Origin of the sequence: Metabacillus sp. B2-18 (assembly GCF_021117275.1) — a bacterium.
In the GTDB taxonomy this organism is placed as follows: Bacteria; Bacillota; Bacilli; order Bacillales; family Bacillaceae; genus Metabacillus.
Genome location: NZ_CP088245.1, coordinates 3,492,419 through 3,509,755, shown reverse-complemented (window position 1 = coordinate 3,509,755; position 17,337 = coordinate 3,492,419). Strand labels below are relative to the sequence as shown.

20 protein-coding genes are annotated in these 17,337 nt (G+C 34.9%); 15 read left to right on the top strand and 5 right to left on the bottom strand.

The genetic code is table 11. From position 1 onward, the window contains the following. Positions 1 to 112 precede the first annotated feature (112 nt). A complete protein-coding gene (locus LPC09_RS17890; protein WP_098795475.1) occupies positions 113 to 1,552 on the bottom strand; it encodes a DDE-type integrase/transposase/recombinase in 1,440 nt (479 codons plus the stop codon). A gap of 453 nt (positions 1,553 to 2,005) precedes the next feature. Then, a complete protein-coding gene (locus LPC09_RS17885) occupies positions 2,006 to 2,146 on the bottom strand; it encodes a sporulation histidine kinase inhibitor Sda (RefSeq protein WP_098797527.1) in 141 nt (46 codons plus the stop codon). A gap of 407 nt (positions 2,147 to 2,553) precedes the next feature. Here LPC09_RS17885 and LPC09_RS17880 point away from each other — a divergent pair, with 407 nt between their 5' ends. From LPC09_RS17880 to LPC09_RS17845, 8 genes are read left to right on the top strand one after another with little or no spacing between them, the layout of a single operon-like run. Further along, complete coding sequence (locus LPC09_RS17880) at positions 2,554 to 3,069, top strand: YqeG family HAD IIIA-type phosphatase (protein WP_442919998.1); 516 nt, start codon at positions 2,554 to 2,556, stop codon at positions 3,067 to 3,069. 4 nt (positions 3,070 to 3,073) lie between these two features. After that, positions 3,074 to 4,180: a ribosome biogenesis GTPase YqeH gene (yqeH, locus tag LPC09_RS17875; protein WP_231307920.1), complete on the top strand. Its 1,107-nt coding sequence runs from the start codon at positions 3,074 to 3,076 to the stop codon at positions 4,178 to 4,180. 19 nt (positions 4,181 to 4,199) lie between these two features. After that, the gene (aroE, locus tag LPC09_RS17870; protein ID WP_231307919.1) at positions 4,200 to 5,042 is read left to right on the top strand and encodes a shikimate dehydrogenase; all 843 of its coding nucleotides are present in this window, start codon (positions 4,200 to 4,202) and stop codon (positions 5,040 to 5,042) included. Continuing rightward, positions 5,036 to 5,329 (top strand): ribosome assembly RNA-binding protein YhbY, encoded by a 294-nt coding sequence (gene yhbY, locus LPC09_RS17865; protein ID WP_231307918.1) that lies wholly within the window; start codon positions 5,036 to 5,038, stop codon positions 5,327 to 5,329. Before aroE ends, yhbY begins: the two co-directional genes overlap by 7 nt. Before the next feature lie 18 nt (positions 5,330 to 5,347). After that, the gene (locus LPC09_RS17860) at positions 5,348 to 5,920 is read left to right on the top strand and encodes a nicotinate-nucleotide adenylyltransferase (RefSeq protein ID WP_231307917.1); all 573 of its coding nucleotides are present in this window, start codon (positions 5,348 to 5,350) and stop codon (positions 5,918 to 5,920) included. Then, positions 5,910 to 6,482 (top strand): bis(5'-nucleosyl)-tetraphosphatase (symmetrical) YqeK, encoded by a 573-nt coding sequence (gene yqeK / locus LPC09_RS17855; RefSeq protein ID WP_231307916.1) that lies wholly within the window; start codon positions 5,910 to 5,912, stop codon positions 6,480 to 6,482. Before LPC09_RS17860 ends, yqeK begins: the two co-directional genes overlap by 11 nt. Continuing rightward, positions 6,482 to 6,838 carry a ribosome silencing factor gene (gene rsfS / locus LPC09_RS17850; protein WP_231307915.1) on the top strand — a complete coding sequence of 119 codons (357 nt, stop codon included), beginning with the start codon at positions 6,482 to 6,484 and terminating at the stop codon, positions 6,836 to 6,838. Before yqeK ends, rsfS begins: the two co-directional genes overlap by 1 nt. Continuing rightward, positions 6,835 to 7,593: a class I SAM-dependent DNA methyltransferase gene (locus tag LPC09_RS17845; RefSeq protein WP_231307914.1), complete on the top strand. Its 759-nt coding sequence runs from the start codon at positions 6,835 to 6,837 to the stop codon at positions 7,591 to 7,593. The genes rsfS and LPC09_RS17845 overlap by 4 nt, the downstream gene beginning before the upstream one ends. A gap of 61 nt (positions 7,594 to 7,654) precedes the next feature. Here LPC09_RS17845 and comER read toward each other — a convergent pair whose 3' ends face one another. Further along, positions 7,655 to 8,488: a late competence protein ComER gene (gene comER / locus LPC09_RS17840; RefSeq protein ID WP_231307913.1), complete on the bottom strand. Its 834-nt coding sequence runs from the start codon at positions 8,486 to 8,488 to the stop codon at positions 7,655 to 7,657. A gap of 90 nt (positions 8,489 to 8,578) precedes the next feature. Between comER and LPC09_RS17835 the strand changes: the two genes are divergently transcribed. The 3 genes from LPC09_RS17835 to LPC09_RS17825 all read left to right on the top strand — a co-directional run bounded on the left by LPC09_RS17835 (position 8,579) and on the right by LPC09_RS17825 (position 12,268). Then, positions 8,579 to 9,211, top strand: coding sequence for a helix-hairpin-helix domain-containing protein (locus LPC09_RS17835; protein WP_231307912.1), 633 nt, complete (start codon positions 8,579 to 8,581; stop codon positions 9,209 to 9,211). Positions 9,212 to 9,295: 84 nt separating this feature from the next. After that, positions 9,296 to 9,853, top strand: a complete 558-nt coding sequence (locus tag LPC09_RS17830) for a ComE operon protein 2 (RefSeq protein WP_231307911.1) — start codon at positions 9,296 to 9,298, stop codon at positions 9,851 to 9,853. A 150-nt stretch (positions 9,854 to 10,003) separates the two neighbouring features. Continuing rightward, positions 10,004 to 12,268, top strand: a complete 2,265-nt coding sequence (locus LPC09_RS17825; protein WP_231307910.1) for a DNA internalization-related competence protein ComEC/Rec2 — start codon at positions 10,004 to 10,006, stop codon at positions 12,266 to 12,268. Between the two features lie 52 nt (positions 12,269 to 12,320). Here the strand turns inward: LPC09_RS17825 and LPC09_RS17820 are convergent, their stop codons facing one another. After that, on the bottom strand, positions 12,321 to 12,455 hold the full coding sequence (locus LPC09_RS17820) for a YqzM family protein (protein ID WP_121662901.1): 135 nt from the start codon (positions 12,453 to 12,455) through the stop codon (positions 12,321 to 12,323). A 384-nt stretch (positions 12,456 to 12,839) separates the two neighbouring features. Here LPC09_RS17820 and holA point away from each other — a divergent pair, with 384 nt between their 5' ends. After that, positions 12,840 to 13,862 carry a DNA polymerase III subunit delta gene (gene holA, locus LPC09_RS17815; RefSeq protein ID WP_231307909.1) on the top strand — a complete coding sequence of 341 codons (1,023 nt, stop codon included), beginning with the start codon at positions 12,840 to 12,842 and terminating at the stop codon, positions 13,860 to 13,862. 89 nt (positions 13,863 to 13,951) lie between these two features. On the opposite strand, the gene rpsT is transcribed toward holA, so the two are convergent. Continuing rightward, the gene (rpsT, locus tag LPC09_RS17810) at positions 13,952 to 14,218 is read right to left on the bottom strand and encodes a 30S ribosomal protein S20 (protein ID WP_231307908.1); all 267 of its coding nucleotides are present in this window, start codon (positions 14,216 to 14,218) and stop codon (positions 13,952 to 13,954) included. A gap of 233 nt (positions 14,219 to 14,451) precedes the next feature. Between rpsT and gpr the strand changes: the two genes are divergently transcribed. From gpr to LPC09_RS17795, 3 genes are all read left to right on the top strand, one after another. Beyond that, positions 14,452 to 15,561 (top strand): GPR endopeptidase, encoded by a 1,110-nt coding sequence (gene gpr, locus LPC09_RS17805; RefSeq protein ID WP_231307907.1) that lies wholly within the window; start codon positions 14,452 to 14,454, stop codon positions 15,559 to 15,561. A gap of 108 nt (positions 15,562 to 15,669) precedes the next feature. Next, positions 15,670 to 16,869 carry a stage II sporulation protein P gene (spoIIP, locus tag LPC09_RS17800; RefSeq protein WP_231307906.1) on the top strand — a complete coding sequence of 400 codons (1,200 nt, stop codon included), beginning with the start codon at positions 15,670 to 15,672 and terminating at the stop codon, positions 16,867 to 16,869. A 22-nt stretch (positions 16,870 to 16,891) separates the two neighbouring features. Then, positions 16,892 to 17,239 (top strand): YqxA family protein, encoded by a 348-nt coding sequence (locus LPC09_RS17795; protein ID WP_098797509.1) that lies wholly within the window; start codon positions 16,892 to 16,894, stop codon positions 17,237 to 17,239. Positions 17,240 to 17,337: the final 98 nt, after the last annotated feature.

Genomic DNA, 17,337 nt, shown 5'->3' with positions numbered 1-17,337 from the left:
ATACCAAATAAGCCCTTGGTTGTTTCCATTTTAAACCATTGGCAAGTTCGGTTTGTCAAGAGTTCGCTCCGCCGATTGCTGAATTAGCTTAAGGGCTCAGCTAAACAAAAAGTTAGGCTTGTCTTTGTTCTACTATCCATTGTTGTGCTAATCCAATGAGCTTTGTCCAACGTGCTGGCATTGTTGGAAGCCCCTTGAGTTCTGGATTCACTACGGGCACTTTTCCTTCTAAGGCGGCATGCGGACGCAAAAAGTTAAAGTAGGCCGTAAATAAGGTGACGTATGAAATGGAACCATGTTCAGAGCCGAATCCATGAGTGGAGCGATAATTGCCCTTAAAGGTGCGGTTAAGTCTCTCAATTATTTGTTTCATTGGTCTATATTCGGTTGAAACAGGGTCCTCATTGGTTAATCCAATGACCTGCTTCACATCGAATAAAATCTCATGTTGAGCGAAGAAATGTTGGGCTAAAAGATAGATTGGATTCCCGTCTACCACAAAGGTCAGATTTTCTGGAATCTCTTTCATCTTGATTAAGACCTCATCAATTGCTCGAATGGCTGTTGCTGTGTCTCGATTAGGCGACACCGGATACGAAAGAATAATCTTTTTCACGGCGTCAAAAAAGAAAAATAAATAATGCCATCGACCGTTTACTCTGATATACGTTTCATCACCGCAGAATTGGTCTGAAAGTTCATAGGGATAGTGATCCACATAAGGTTTAAGTAATAAAGCTACGCTATTTTCGTAGTTCAATACAGTCTGATGTGAAATCATCACTCCGTGTACGTCCTGCATAATCGCAGCTGTTTTACGGGCCGAAAGGCCATAGTTTACATGATAGGTTAGGATCAATCCTAATGTATGTGGGGATGCATAAATCTTTGATAAGTCCACGGCCGGCAGTTCTGGTGATTCCTTAGATAACGGCTGGAAATCGATATAAAACTGACGGAAAATGTATCTCAATTTAAATGCTTGAGGGTCCTTTTTGAACCTTTTCTTTTCTTTTGAAGTCATCCCATTGAGCTTCTTTTGATAATAAGAACAGTCATTGTTCTTGCACTTAAACACGTGAAAATCTTTTCTTTCTTTTATTTTCTCGAGAGTCTTGGAACAATGAGGACACTTCAGGATGGCCTCCTTAGAGTAACGGTTCTTTTCACTGAAAAGTTCTGTACACACCTTGCATTGATACTGACCTTTATCTCCATTGTTGGCATAAAGATAATCCGATGGAGCACCACACTTTGGACAGTTCATGGCTTTAGGTACGGAAACTTTTGCATTCTTACGCCTTTGAACAGGTTTGAGAGCTTTCCCGTTCTTCTCTAGATATTCACTAAGAAGAACTCGATAATCAAGCTGTTCTAGAACTTCAATGACCGGAAGGTCATCCACTTGAAGTTTTCGATAAGGTTTATTTACGGGCTGTTCAGTAGGTTTATCGAACATGCTTTTACCAATCAATAAAGTAAGCAATGTTCGAATGAGTTGTTCTTGATAGTTTATAAAAGTTAATAAATAGGTTATAATTTGAGGGTACAAATTGTCACTTCCATTCTTGGTTGTTGGGTGTGTGGTAACCTCAATTATCCAAAGAATTTAGGGGGTGGCAATTTTTTTGCCTATAAAGCCCTCTATGGAGATATTTTATAACCTATTTCTTATAGAAGTTTTGACAATACGATGCAGCAGCAGGGGGGACTGGTTATGGGTACTGGTATGCGTTTATCGTCGTGCTGTTAATCTTACTTTTGGTTATTGGCGGAGGCTACTATTATTACAACTATTATAAGTGAAGTTATGAACCCCCAGAACGATAGGGGGTTATTTCATGTACCATTGATAAATAAATATAGTGGTACATGTGAACTAATGGTATAATAACATTCACAAATTAGAAGATACATATTAGATATGCGTGTAGTGTGAAATTCGATTGGATAACATATTAAGAGTATAGATAAAAAAAGAGCCGTCTAAGCGGCATGTAGAAGCTTATGAAGAAGCTTTTAATACATGTCCCAAAGAACGGCGCTTAATTTCCATTATAATTAGTTCTATAAAATCATCATGTAGTTTCATTTCAGTTGCTTTAAAATACGATTCAATTAATAGCTCGTCAGAAAGTTTGCGCATGTTGGGTGGCCAATTAAGTTTGGCTCTACACCTCCTAACATTTTCAGGTCTTTTTAAGGTAAAGTAGTGACCGATCTTTCTTAATTAGGTCATTGTTAAAATGTTATATTTTGTTATTGATTTAAATCTAACATGAATAATTTGTGAGAACAACCGTTCTGTTATCCACATTTAATAGTGGATAAATTGTGGGTATGTTGTTTATAAGGTGGATAAATCGAGGTATTTCAAGGGGGATAATGTGTATAATATTATCCACACCTGTTGAAGAGGGTCGGAATTTGTCGAAAAGTTTTTGAAATTTTTTCTACCTTTTACACATATAATTTAATTTTGTTTTGAAAGTATGCTTTAAATTCGTTATGATGTAAGATGGCAAAAAAATGAATAATGAGGTGTCAAAACTCATGCTACAGTTATTTTTACCTGGTGAATATGTAAAAAGTATTTTTCATATTTCACCCAAGAAATTAAAAGAGAGTGGAATTAAAGGAATTATTACAGACTTAGATAATACACTTGTCGAATGGGATCGCCCGAATGCAACTCCACAGTTGCTTGAGTGGTTTAAAGAGGTAAAAGATCAAGGAATGAAGATTACAATTGTTTCCAATAATAACGAACAACGTGTAAAGGCATTCTCGGATCCTCATTCAATCCCTTTCATATATAAGGCTAGAAAACCAATGGGCAGGGCATTTGTAAAAGCTGTAAAAGATATGAACTTAAAAAAAGATGAAGTCGTTGTTATTGGTGATCAGCTTTTAACAGATGTTTTAGGTGGAAATCGAAATGGTTTTAAAACGATTTTAGTTGTTCCAGTTGCTTCAACAGATGGTTTTTTTACTAGAATTAACCGAATGATAGAACGGAGAATCATGGATAACTTGAAACGAAAAGGTATGATTCAATGGGAGGAATAAAAACGTGTCAGAGCAACAATTTTCATGTATAGGTTGTGGAGTAGCCATACAAACCGAAGATCCTAAAATATTGGGTTATGCTCCACCAAGTGCTATAGAAAAAGATGAAATCATTTGCCAAAGATGTTTTCGCTTAAAAAATTATAATGAAATACAAGATGTTTCACTAACAGATGATGATTTTTTAAAGATTTTACACGGAATAGGTGAAACGAATGGATTAATTGTAAAAATTGTTGATATCTTTGATTTTAGCGGAAGTTGGTTGCAAGGGATTCAGCGATTTGTAAAAGGTAATCCAATATTATTAGTAGGAAACAAAAGTGATATATTGCCGAAATCAGTCAAAAAACAAAAGCTGATCAATTGGATGAAAAGAGAAGCGAAGGAATTAGGCTTAAAACCAATTGATGTTTGTTTAGTAAGCTCTGCAAAAGGCCACGGTATAAGAGAGGTTGCTGAATTAATTGATGAATACCGTGATGGACAAGATGTCTATGTTGTAGGATGTACAAATGTTGGAAAGTCTACCTTTATTAATAGAATGATTAAAGAGGTAGCAGGGGTAAACGATGTCATCACCACGTCACATTATCCAGGTACAACACTAGATTTAATTGAAATTCCACTGGACAACGGGGCGTCTTTATACGATACTCCAGGAATCATTAATCACCACCAAATGGCTCATTATGTTGATAAACGCGACTTAAAGCTATTAAGTCCTAAAAAGGAAATCAAGCCTAAAGTGTTTCAATTAAATGAAAGTCAAACATTGTATTTTGGTGGGTTGGCTCGCCTAGATTATGTATCAGGTGGAAGAGAAGCGTTGGTTTGCTATATTCCAAATGAATTAACAATTCATCGAACAAAGCTAGAAAATGCAGATTCTTTGTATGAAAAGCACGCAGGGGAATTATTAACACCACCAAGAAAAGAAGAGGTTGAAGCATTTCCAAAACTAATTCCTCATGAATTTTCAATTAGTGAGGGGAAAACAGATGTAGTCTTTTCAGGCTTGGGGTGGGTGACTGTTAATAACCCTGGTAAAAAAATCGTTGCTTATGCCCCAAAGGGAGTTAATGTTACGTTAAGAAAATCATTAATTTAATCGGGGAGAGATAATAGATATGGGGAAGCTATACGGTTTAATTGGATGCCCGGTTGAACATTCAATGTCACCAGCTATTCATAATGACGCGTTTCAAGAAAATAACTTAGATGGTCATTATCATGCGTTTCATGTTGAGCCAGACCGTCTAGAAGAAGCTGTTCAAGCCTTGAAAACCCTTGATATTAGGGGGGTTAATGTAACAATTCCACATAAAATATCGATTATTCCTTATTTAGATGAACTTGATGAAACAGCAAAAATTGCAGGGGCAGTTAATACAGTTGTTAATGAAAATGGAAAATTGATTGGTCATAATACAGATGGTAATGGATATGTTCAGTCATTGAAAGAAGTTATTAAAAAGCCCCTGTCAGAAAATAAAGTACTAATTATTGGTGCAGGTGGTGCAGCTCGAGGAATATACCTCACACTTACACATTCTGGATCTCAACATGTTGATGTATGTAATCGAACGATTCTAAAAGCTGAGGAATTAATAAAAGAATGTCCTTTTTTAAATACAAGCAAAGCTTTATCATTAGAAGAGGCTGAGAAAACGTTACAAGCGTATGACATTATTATTCAAACCACAGCTGTAGGGCTACATCCAAATGTGGATCAAAAACCAATCTCATTAAATAATGCCAAAAATTCTGCGGTAGTTAGTGACATTATTTATAACCCAATTCAGACTGCTCTTTTAAAAGAGGCGAAATCTCTTGGGTTAACAGTCCATACAGGGGTTGGGATGTTTATTCATCAAGCAGCCCTTGCGTTTGAGCTATGGACAGGAAAATCTCCATCAATTGAAAAAATGTCAGCAATTGTTCATAACAAACTAGGAGGTACATCATGCTAACAGGTAAGCAAAAAAGATTTTTACGTTCAGAAGCCCATCATTTAAACCCGATTTTTCAAGTGGGTAAAGGTGGCGTAAATGATAATATGATTAAACAATTAACAGATGCACTAGAAGCACGTGAGTTATTTAAAGTATCTGTTCTTCAAAACTGTGAAGAAGATAAAAACACAGTTGCTGAGCAGATTGTAGAAGGTACAGGAGCTGAACTTGTACAAATCATCGGTAATACGATTGTTTTGTATAAAGAATCTAAAGAGAATAAACAAATCCGTTTACCAAATTAATCAATGGGGGGATGGGGAATGAAAAAGAAAATAGGAATACTAGGTGGAACATTTGATCCACCGCATTTTGGCCACCTATTAATTGCAAGTGAAGTATTACAAGCTTTGCAATTATCGGAAATATGGTTTATTCCTAACCAAATTCCTCCTCATAAACAAACTGAGCATTTTACTGAAAGTCAACATCGGTTTAATATGCTTAAACTTGCTATTAAAGATAATCAACAATTTGAAGTCAATACAATTGAATTAGAACGAGATGGTCCATCTTATACATATGATACATTAAGGTTACTACTTGAAGAATTTCCTGAATATGATTTTTATTTTATTATAGGTGCAGATATGATTGAGTATTTACCAAAATGGCACCAAATAGATGAGATTATTAAATTGGTTACTTTTGTTGGTGTGAAAAGAGCTGGATTTAAGACAAGCTCTATATATCCGGTAACTGAGGTGGAAATTCCTCAATTTGAGGTTTCTTCAACTATGATAAGAAAACGTTTAAGAATACACGGAAATACTGATTATCTTCTGCCGGAGAATGTGAAAAGATATATAGAGGAGAATCATTTATATGGAACGTGAAAAAGCCTTAAAAATTGTTGCTGAGCAATTAACAGAGCACCGCTATGTTCATACACTGGGTGTCATGGAGACAGCTATTTCCTTGGCTGAATTGTATGGGGGAGATGTCAAAAAGGCAGAAACAGCAGCTATTTTTCACGATTATGCTAAGTTCAGACCAAAAAAAGAAATGAAAAGAATTATTGAAGAACAAGAAATGCCCCAAAAATTGTTAGAACATAATAGTGAGCTTTGGCATGCTCCTGTTGGTGCCTATCTTGTGAAAAAAGAAGTAGGGATTAAGGATAAAGAGGTTTTAAGAGCAATTAAATACCACACATCAGGCCGTCCTGATATGACATTGCTTGAAAAAATCATTTATGTGGCAGACTATATAGAGCCAGGCAGACAATTTCCCGGTGTGGAGGAAGTAAGAGAGCTAGCTAAGACAAGCTTAGATCAAGCATTAATCAAATCTTTACAAAATACGATTGTATTCTTACTTAAAAAAAATCAAGCCATTTACCCAGATACGATTAAAACATATAATTCTTTAATTTTAAAAGGAGGAAAATCAAGTTAATGACAGGTAGAGATATTTTAACAACAGTAGCAAAAGCAGCAGACAGTAAGCGTGCAGAGGACATTATTGCACTTAACATGAATGGAATTTCCCTTATAGCCGATTATTTCTTTATTTGCCACGGAAACTCTGATAAACAGGTACAAGCTATCGCAAGAGAAATAAAAGAACAGGCTGAAGAGAAGGGTTTGAATGTAAAACGACTTGAAGGCTTCGATGAAGCTCGATGGGTCTTAATTGACTTAGGTGACGTCGTTGCCCATGTTTTTCATAAAGATGAAAGAGGCTATTATAATTTAGAGCGTTTATGGGGAGATGCTCCAACAGAGGATCTCGTAAGTGAGCTAGAACAATGATTTATAAAGGCTTTGCCTATATTTATGATCATCTAATGAAAGATGCTCCCTATGATAGGTGGGTTGGTTTTATTCAGGACTCTATATCAAAGTATCATAAGGGAGCAAGTAAACTTTTAGATGTAGCCTGTGGAACAGGTGAAATAGCGGTATCTTTAGCAAAGAATAATTTAGAGGTAACAGGTGTTGATCTTAGTGAAGATATGCTGACCGTAGCACAATCTAAAGCTGAGAAGAACAAAGTTAATTTACTATTCCTTCAGCAAGATATGCGCGAGCTAGATGGTTTTTCTGAACTTTTTGATGTTGTGACAATTTGTTGTGATTCCTTAAATTATTTAGAAACAAAAGAAGATGTCATGGCTACCTTTCACTCTGTTTTTGAACAACTTAAAGAGGATGGTTTATTTATTTTTGATGTCCATTCTATACATAAAATTCATCATGTATTTGCAAACAATACTTTTGCTGATCAAGATGAGGAAGTTAGCTTTATTTGGAATTCTTTTTTAGGGGATGAAGAAAACAGTATAGAACACGATATGACGTTTTTTGTTAGACATAATCAACTCTATGAAAGATATGATGAGATACACTACCAACGAACATATTCAATTGAGGAATATATTTCTTGGTTAAAAGCATCTTCTTTTCAAGTGTTAAATATTTGTAGTGATTTTGAGTTCGAAAGGCAGCCCCATTCTCAAGCAGAAAGAATTTTCTTTATTTGTCAAAAAACAAAGGTGAACTCATAATAAGAGTTCACCTAAAAAAATTTTTATAAACATAGAAGGATTTTAGCTTTATGATAGAGAATTACTTATTTGGAATTTTGTTAAACTGAACAGACACTTCTTCTATATCTTCATAATACTTCTCGTGTGTTGCTTGAAATACCTTTTCAAACATTTCTCCCACTTCATCTTCCAACACTTTGATTCCTTTTCCGGTTACTCCACCTTTTACACAGACTTTATCCTGTAGAGTAGGAAGAGTATATATTTCTGTTTCCAACAACTTGCCCATACCAACGATCATTTCACTTGCTAAAAGAACTGCCTGCTCCTTGGTTATATTTGTTTCCGCAACCGCACCATCTACAAATCGTTGAAGTAAATAGCTGAAAAAAGCTGGCCCACAGCTAACGATATCAGATGAGACTCTAGTAATATCATCTTCAATTTGAACAGGATTGGAAATTTGTTCAAATAATTCTTCAATCGTTGTTTTTGTTTCCTTATGACATGAATTTCCGTAAGTAATTAGCGAGACTCCGGAGAATGCGCGGTTCGTTATACTTGGAATCGCTCTTGCAACCTGACATTCAACAAGTGATTCTAGTTGATCAACATTAATAGGACTAGTTATTGATATTATGCATTTATTAGGTGTTAAAAGATGGTCAAGACTCTTTAAAAGGGGGTGAATATCTAATGGCTTGACACAAATAAAAATTAAATCAGAATGTTTCACTACTTCTTCAGCTGTTTCAACTACATTTGTTTGTGGATATAAATTCTTTATCACTTCAGCTTTAGTCATCGTTCGGTTCATCATATAAATGAATGAGGGTTTAATTGCACCCGACTCAATAAATGATTCAATTAAAATTCTCCCCATATTTCCTGTTCCAACAAAACCTACATTCAAAGTATATCCCCTCCTTAGAATGCAATTCTCTCATACACGATATGTTTTGAATTGATGTTTTATGATTAATTTTTAAAAGGAGTTTTATTGATGAGTATCATCCGAAAATACAAAAAATGGATTATCTTATTGGTTAGTTTATTAGTTATAACCATCCTTTATTATTCTTTTTTTAATATCCAAGCCTCATCTGAACTTGTGACAGCAAATGTTGAAGGTGCTTATATTGAAACAAGTGAAAGTTATGAAACAAGCAAGGTTGAGGAGAAAATAAGTGAAAATTCAGAAGCAGCTACCATCGTCATTGATGTAAAAGGGGCCGTTCAACAACCTGGAGTTTATGAAATTTCAGCAAATGCAAGAGTACATGAAATTATTGAAAAAGCTGGAGGATTGAGTGATCACGCTGATGAAGCGGCCGTAAACCTTGCCTCTTCATTAGAAGATGGAATGGTGGTTTATATTCCACTAATCGGTGAAAATAAAGAAAATCCATTTCAAATTACTAATGAAAATAAGGAAAGTTCTAAGAAAATCAATATTAACATAGCAACAAGTGAGGAGCTTCAAACACTATCAGGAATTGGACCTTCAAAGGCTGAAGCTATTATTTCTTATAGAGAAGAAAACGGTAAATTTAAAACGATTGAGGGGTTATTAGAAGTATCAGGTATTGGAGAAAAGTCATTAGAAAAATTAAAAGAAGAAGTTACCGTTAATTAAACTTTACAAAAGTTTGAATTGCGAATATTTGCATTTCCCGATAAACTAGGTTTAAGAAAAATGTCGAGTGGGGGAAGTAGCAGCATGAGTCGAATATCCTGGAATCAATATTTTATGTCACAAAGTCATTTGCTAGCTATGAGGAGTACATGTACGAGGCTAGCTGTTGGAGCTACAATCGTTAGAGATAAAAGAATAATAGCGGGTGGTTATAATGGCTCTATAGCAGGTGGTGTGCATTGTTCAGACGAGGGCTGTTATGTTATTGATAATCATTGTGTTAGAACTGTACATGCTGAAATGAATGCATTGCTGCAATGTGCGAAGTTTGGAGTACCAACAGATGGTGCTGAGATATATGTGACTCATTTTCCTTGTCTTCAATGTTGTAAAGCACTTATTCAGGCTGGTATTAAAACTGTATACTATGCGGTTGATTACAAAAACCATCCTTATGCAGTTGAGTTATTTCAACAAGCAAATGTTAAAGTAGAGCATGTTAATCTAGAAAACACATCTATTGAGAACAAAAATAAGGAAAAAGAAGCATTTGTGTTTGAGCTACTGGACAAGCTGGAGAAAACACAGAAGAGCGAAGAGCTACACCGATTAAAAGAGGAAGCTAAATCTTTATTTTCGTAACAACATAGTTAATGAAAGCAATTGTTTAGTCGCGATTGCTTTCTATTAAATCTTATATGAAAAGACTACAAATTCATCATGATAAGGTGGTGAAGCTTAATTAAAGGCCATTTTCTTTTCCTCGCAATAGCTGCTTGTTTAGCCATAACAATGGGACGGTTTCATTTCCACCCGTTATCTATCTTCTTTACAATAGCCTTTCTTATTTATCTCCAATTAAAGTTTAAATCCTTTCTCAGTTTTCTTGGTTTGATTGTTATTTTCGTCTATCTCTCCACCTATTTTTACACAGAATTTCAAAATCAAACTAAGCTGAATGAAGGAGATTATCAAACTACGGGCACGGTATACTCTACCCCAGAAATAGATGGAAATTATATGAAAGGAATAATTCAAACTGAATTAGAGGAGAAAGTTACTTTTTCCTATTCAATCAAGTCATTTGAAGAAAAAAACTCATTACAGGAATTACAATCTGGTGATATTTGTGTTTTAAAAGGTGAATTAGTAGTACCCAAATCCCCAACAATGCCTAACGCATTTGACTATAAACAATATCTTCATGACAACCATATCCATTGGGAGTTTCGGATAACAGATATTCAAAGATGTCACGCAAGCGATTTAAACGTGATGTCTCTTCTTCAAAAGTATCGAGAAAAAGGACTAAATCTAATTGAGGAAAAATTTCCGAGTTCGTCTGAAGGAATCGTGCAAGCCCTCATTTTTGGCGAAAGGCGTTTACTTGATGAAAAAGTAGAAGTGGCTTACCAGAAATTAGGTATTGTCCATTTGTTGGCAATATCAGGCTTGCATGTTGGTTTATTAGTTGGAGGAGTATATTTCCTTTTCATTTATTTTGGTGTAACACATGAAAATTCAAAGAAAATTTTGATTATATTGCTTCCGATATATATGATTTTAACTGGTGGCTCACCATCCGTTATACGAGCATCCTTTATGGTTATACTTTATTTCATTACGAGTCTTGTTCATAAAAAATTTACTGCAACAGATGTGATCAGTTTTACATGTTTAGTTTTACTTTTGCTTAATCCATACTATTTGTTTCAAGTTGGTTTTCAATTATCATATATTGTAAGCCTTGGATTATTACTTTCATCAAAATTAATCACATTGTTTTCTAATGCTTTTGTAAGGCTGTTTATTGTATCAACTGTTGCTCAACTTTGTGCAATGCCCCTAATGTTGTTTCATTTTTTTGAGGTATCACTCATTAGTTTACCTTTGAATATGGTCTTTGTCCCTTTTTATTCAATATGTATCTTACCTTTATCGATTTTAGCAACTGTTGTGATTTCATTTTCATCAACACTTGGAATGCCATTGGTTTCATTATTACACATTATTTTAGGTTATTCTCATCATCTTGTCTTAAATGCTGCTGATATATCTTTTACCACACTCACAACTGGAAAACCTTCACTACTTTTTATTATCTTCTATTGTATTGCTACACTTGTTTTATTCCTTCGTTTTGAAAAGAATCCTACATTTAAGTCTTTGTATAAACCATTTTGTGGATTGCTCCTTCTTTTTTTCATACATTTACATCTATCATATATAAATCCTCATGGAAGAGTTATGGTGATCAATGTTGGACAAGGTGACTCGATTTTTATTCAACTTCCATTCAATAAAGGGAACTTTTTGATTGATACGGGTGGTAAAATTACTTTTCCTTCTGAAGACTGGGAGTTAAGGAAGAATGTTTATTCAATTGCTGAAGATACAACAATCCCCTACTTAAAGTCAATAGGGGTAACAAAACTTAATGGATTATTTTTATCGCATGGCGACTTGGATCATATTGGAGAAGCCTTGATTTTCATAAATGAAGTTAATGTGGAGGAACTCGTTATACCTAAAGGATTTATAAGAGGAGAGCTTGAAAGTGAGATTGTTGAAAAGGCGAAAAGGAAGAAAATGAATATTAGAGTTGTTGAAGCTGGAGATCAATTACTATATAAGGATTTTATGTTTCACATTTTGTCACCCTCTGCATTAACTGAAAGTAAAAATGATGATTCCATGGTATTATTAGCGGAAATAGGTGGCTTAAAATGGTTATTTACAGGGGATGCTGAAATGAAAAGTGAAGAGAGAATAATATCGACATATCCGAATTTAAAAGCAGATGTTTTAAAAGTTGGTCATCATGGAAGCAGAGGTTCAACCTCTGATCAGCTGTTAGATCATTTAAACCCTTCAATTGCGATCATTTCGGCTGGCTATCAAAACCGATATCAACACCCGCATGATGAAGTAATGGAGAAATTGATGAGTAGAAAAATCTCTATTTTTAGAACAGATCTTCAAGGTGGAATTTTATATGAATTTAATGGAAATGCAGGAACGTTTTTTACTTATCCGCCATACGATGAAGTAAAGTGATAAACGAAAAAGAGACTGCAGCAGCAGTCTCTATGTAATCGTGTGTCATCGCTTAAGCAGAGATTAATTTAACAACAGTCGCAATGATGAAAATTGTCGCGAAAAATCCAAATGAAACAACGAATCCCACACCTGAATCAATAGCATCATTACGTTTACTTTGGACGTTCTTTTCAAATTCGTTCACTGTTACCCCTCCTATATCAATTTTAGTATAAGCGATTACTATAAAAAAATCTACATCATCTTCCTATTAATTAGCCCTGATATGCTGAGCAGTTTACGAAAGGCGGCAATTTCCATTAATGTTATAAACAATCAATAATAGTTCATTTTATATTGGTCACAATAAATAACACTTACATTGGAGCATCGTTTCGAATTTAGGTACCTAGGCCCTGAATCGAAGCGTTCATATTTAAAAGGGAACTAAAGTGTTTTTAGTTCCCTTATTCATTTTTTATAAATAAAAGATAACTTTGATTTTGAATTCGGTTTTTCTTTATTACTTGCCAAAGCTGTTTTTTCACTTTACGATAAATAAAGTGAAATGAACGATTGGAGAATGAACATGATTTTTAATGTATGGAAAGATATTCAGAAAAAAAATATACAACCAGTTTATCTATTAGTTGGAGAAGAGTCATTTTTGATGCAGGAAACACTCCGTCATATCGTACAAGCTTCTCTTTTGGAGGAGGAGAAGGATTTTAATTTATCTGTATATGATATGGAAGAAACACCAGTGGAAACGGCAATTGAGGATGCTGAAACGTTACCATTTATGGGAGAAAAGCGGGTTGTAATTATAAAAAATCCAGTCTTTTTAACAAGTGAAAAGAAAAAAGAAAAGCTTGAACACCGTGTTGAAAAGCTTGAACAATACATAAACTCTCCTGCTCCTTATACGATCGTTGTGTTTGTTGCACCATATGAAAAATTAGATGAGCGAAAAAAAATTACAAAATTGCTGAAAAAGCAATCTGCTGTAATCGAAATGAAATCACTGTCTGATGATGAAGCAATAAAGTGGATGCTGAACGTGGCACAAGAACAAAGAGTAGAGTTAGACAAAGATGCAGTGGAACAATTGCTTGTGTTAACTGCTGGTGATCTAATGGCTATTCATCAAGAGCTACAGAAGCTTAGCACTTATGTTGGTGAAGGTGGACTCATTTCAGTTGGAACAGTAAATTTATTAGTGGCACGCACCTTAGAGCAAAACATTTTTGATTTAATTGAGCATGTTATTTACCGAAGAAGCAAAGAGGCCTTACAAATATTTTATGATTTATTAAAAAATAATGAAGAACCTATTAAAATTCTTTCTTTACTTGTTACACAATTTCGCTTAATTCTTCAAGTGAAAGAGCTGTCAACTGTTGGTTATGGTCAACAGCAGATCGCTTCGACAGTTAAAGTTCATCCATTTAGAGTAAAACTTGCATTACAACAGGCTCGACTATTTCAGACAGAGGAATTGGCACATATTTTAATGGAGCTTGCAGAGGCTGATTATGAAATGAAAACAGGGAAAAAAGATAAACAACTTTTACTAGAGTTGTTTTTGTTAAAATTATTTAAAAATGATTAAACAAAAAACGATCCTTTGTGGGATCGTTTTTTCGTATAAGAAAGGGTTGTCTAGATTTGCTTGAAGCAAATTGACAACCGTTCTTCTTATTATGCAGTTAATCCGTTAACAGCTTTCGCTAAACGAGATTTGTAGCGAGCAGCAGTGTTTTTATGAACTAAACCACTTTGTGCAGCTTTATCGATTTGCTTGTTAGCTTCAACAAGTGCAGCTTTTGCGTTATCAGCATCGTTATTTAAAACTAAAGCATCTACTTTTTTAATTGCAGTACGCATTGTAGATTTAATAGCAGAGTTATGTGCATTACGCTCATTGCTAGTTTTAACACGCTTGATTGCAGATTTAATATTTGGCATATCTTTCACCTCCTAAGAAGTTCATCGAGATCTATTTAGCTCGATCATTTCCTTTACATGAACAAAAGATATTCTATCAAACAGCTACTCATATTGCAATACTAATGTAAAGGAAAATACATTGAAAGCATGTAATTTTTTATCTTTCGATGAAACGATCTCGATTACAAAAGAATGTTTCACCAAAATAATGGAAAAGATAAGCAGTAGGAATGAATTTGGGAGGTAAAGTTATGGGTAAATCATTAGATTTAAGTAATTATTCTGTTCGAACAGATTTAGCTGTAGAAGCAAGGGCGATGTATCTTGAGCAAAACGAAGTAGAAAATTCATCAGATATATCTGGTGTTGTTATAAAGGAATGGGACGAAGAAGGAGTTAGTATTTCTTCATTGGATATAGATGAGGAAGGGTCAAAAATTGTTGGGAAAAAGGCTGGTAAATATTTAACTTTGGAAGTACAGGGAATTAGACAGAAGGATACTGAACTACAAGAAAAAGTTATAGATGTTTTTGCAAATTTATTTAGTCAATTTCTAACAGATATTAATATCCCAAAGGATGCTAGCTGTTTAGTTGTTGGATTAGGAAATTGGAATGTCACACCTGATGCACTTGGTCCATTAGCAGTTGAAAATCTATTAATCACAAGACATTTATTCAAATTACAGCCGGAAAATGTAGAAGAAGGCTTCCGTCCTGTAAGTGCATTAGCACCCGGTGTGATGGGATTAACGGGTATTGAAACGAGTGATATTATCTCAGGAGTCATTGAGCAATCAAAACCTGATTTTGTCATTGCGATTGATGCCTTAGCGGCTAGATCAATTGAACGAGTAAATACAACGATTCAAATTTCAGATACAGGCATCCACCCTGGTTCTGGAGTTGGAAATAAACGAAAAGCACTAAGTAAAGAAACATTTGGTATTCCTGTTATTGCGATCGGTATTCCAACAGTAGTTGATGCTGTTTCAATTACAAGTGATACGATTGACTATATTTTAAAGCATTTTGGTAGAGAGTTAAATGAAGGAAATAAACCGTCTAGGTCGTTAACACCAGCAGGAATGAACTTTGGAGAACGTCGAGTACTAACAGATGAAGATTTACCAAGTGATGAGCACCGTCAACAATTTTTAGGAATAGTCGGAGGTCTTGAAGAAGACGAAAAAAGGAAGCTTATACATGAAGTTTTATCACCGCTTGGGCATAATTTAATGGTCACGCCGAAGGAAGTTGATATGTTCATTGATGATATGGCGAATGTTATTGCTAGTGGGTTGAATTCTGCACTTCATCAGCAGGTTGATCAAGATAATTCAGGTGCTTATACGCACTAGTAAAAATAGAATTGTTGTTTGGTTTAATCATAAGTAAAACAGATTGTTCTACTTTCTTATGCTTTGTCATACATTTTAGTAGATAAGCATAAGGAGGTTTTTTATGAAATGAAGCGATCTAGTACAAGACACAATATGGTTGTAACCTTAAATGGGACAAGCATTAAAAAAGGAATCGTTGTTAGCTTCATTGTTTTGTTAATGACCTTTTTACTTTCAGGTATTTTGACGTCATTAAAACCTGAATATCGTTTAACCTCCTCATCAATTAATGATTTAACACGAAATATTGATAGTGAGGCTTTTCTTCAGTTATTAGGTGCTGAAAACCGCTTTTTTATATCGGCATTACCAGAACATGCTGAACCAATTAAGTTATCTTCTATTATGTTTAAAGTCGCTACGAGTATTAACCCTGATGACCCCCGCAGTTTGCTAGGACGGGAATTACCGGGATTCTCCCTATTTGATAGTGAAATTGTTGTAGCTGGGGATGGGACAAACTATACAAATATGCCGTATGAATCTCCACCACCTACTGAGGTGTTGGAACAAGAACGAGAAGCTTCTATTACAAAAAATGATGCTGTAAATTCTGGAGACGAAGAGCCAAAAGCTCCTCCTTCTCTTACAACAGGAGATAAAAAGGTCGTTTATATATATAACACTCATAACACTGAATCATATCTTCCGTTATTAGAAGGAGAAAGTGATCCTAATCGTGCTATTCACTCAAAAGCAAACGTCACAATTGTGAGTGAGTTATTAGGAAAAGCTCTCTCAGATGAGGGGATAGGATCACAAGTAGAAAAAACAGATGTACAAGCCAATTTAAAGCAAAAAGGTTGGAATTATGCAAAGTCATATACAGCCTCAAGGCCAATCGTTGAAAGTGCAATGGCTAGTAATCGTAACTTGAATTATATGATCGATATTCATCGAGATTCACAAAGAAAAGGTGTCACCACCATAAAAATTGGGGATATATCATATGCCAAACTAGCATTTGTAATTGGTGGAGATAATCCAACTGCTGACAAAAATGAAAAGTTAGCTAAAGACCTTCATGATTTATTGGAAAAGAAATACCCTGGCTTAAGTCGTGGGATTTTCGAGCAGGGAGGAAAAGGCTATAACGGAGTTTATAACCAGGATTTATCTCAAAACGCTATGCTCTTAGAATTTGGCGGGGTTGACAATAATCTAGAAGAACTTAAAAACACAGTTTCAGCTGTAGCTGATGTATTTAGCGAGTACTATTGGCAAGCAGAAAAAGTAAACGGTGATTCATCAGCTGAAAAAAAGTAAAACACATTGTGAGGGAAGTAAGATGATTAAATTCATGTTTAAATGCTTTGTTTTATGTTCTGTGCTTTTATTTGGCGTGTTAATTGGCATGCAGCAAGCAAACCAAGGCATGATCAAAATGAAAGGATACAATGATCCTGATTTACAAGGTGCATTTCAAGTTCAAAATGATTCAGGTGATGTCGCCGCGTCTATTCTTGGAAACGAAGTAACCAGTCAGGATCTTGAAAAAAAACAAGAGCAGCTTGAACAAATTGAAGCCTTTAACTTCTTCTCTCAAATCGGTAAACAGCTTGCAGGCATAGTTAGTAATGGAGTATCGACAATATTGGATATGGTAACTAACTGGTTAAATGGTTTACTAGAATAAAAAGAAAGCCGACAAACAATCGCCATGATCAACTAATGGCAATTAGTAACTGTCGGCTTTTTTACTACAACAACGGTCATCCTCCGTTTTTATCCATT

Bases quoted from the DNA above. Each gene is read 5' to 3' on its own strand.
- LPC09_RS17885 (WP_098797527.1), bottom strand. From the start codon at position 2,146: ATGCGCAAACTTTCTGACGAGCTATTAATTGAATCGTATTTTAAAGCA.
- gpr (WP_231307907.1), top strand. From the start codon at position 14,452: ATGGGTAAATCATTAGATTTAAGTAATTATTCTGTTCGAACAGATTTA.
- aroE (WP_231307919.1), top strand. From the start codon at position 4,200: ATGGGGAAGCTATACGGTTTAATTGGATGCCCGGTTGAACATTCAATG.
- LPC09_RS17860 (WP_231307917.1), top strand. From the start codon at position 5,348: ATGAAAAAGAAAATAGGAATACTAGGTGGAACATTTGATCCACCGCAT.
- yhbY (WP_231307918.1), top strand. From the start codon at position 5,036: ATGCTAACAGGTAAGCAAAAAAGATTTTTACGTTCAGAAGCCCATCAT.
- rpsT (WP_231307908.1), bottom strand. From the start codon at position 14,218: ATGCCAAATATTAAATCTGCAATCAAGCGTGTTAAAACTAGCAATGAG.
- yqeK (WP_231307916.1), top strand. From the start codon at position 5,910: ATGGAACGTGAAAAAGCCTTAAAAATTGTTGCTGAGCAATTAACAGAG.
- rsfS (WP_231307915.1), top strand. From the start codon at position 6,482: ATGACAGGTAGAGATATTTTAACAACAGTAGCAAAAGCAGCAGACAGT.
- holA (WP_231307909.1), top strand. From the start codon at position 12,840: ATGATTTTTAATGTATGGAAAGATATTCAGAAAAAAAATATACAACCA.
- LPC09_RS17825 (WP_231307910.1), top strand. From the start codon at position 10,004: ATGGGACGGTTTCATTTCCACCCGTTATCTATCTTCTTTACAATAGCC.
- LPC09_RS17880 (WP_442919998.1), top strand. From the start codon at position 2,554: ATGCTACAGTTATTTTTACCTGGTGAATATGTAAAAAGTATTTTTCAT.
- LPC09_RS17845 (WP_231307914.1), top strand. From the start codon at position 6,835: ATGATTTATAAAGGCTTTGCCTATATTTATGATCATCTAATGAAAGAT.
- LPC09_RS17795 (WP_098797509.1), top strand. From the start codon at position 16,892: ATGATTAAATTCATGTTTAAATGCTTTGTTTTATGTTCTGTGCTTTTA.
- spoIIP (WP_231307906.1), top strand. From the start codon at position 15,670: ATGAAGCGATCTAGTACAAGACACAATATGGTTGTAACCTTAAATGGG.
- LPC09_RS17830 (WP_231307911.1), top strand. From the start codon at position 9,296: ATGAGTCGAATATCCTGGAATCAATATTTTATGTCACAAAGTCATTTG.
- LPC09_RS17835 (WP_231307912.1), top strand. From the start codon at position 8,579: ATGAGTATCATCCGAAAATACAAAAAATGGATTATCTTATTGGTTAGT.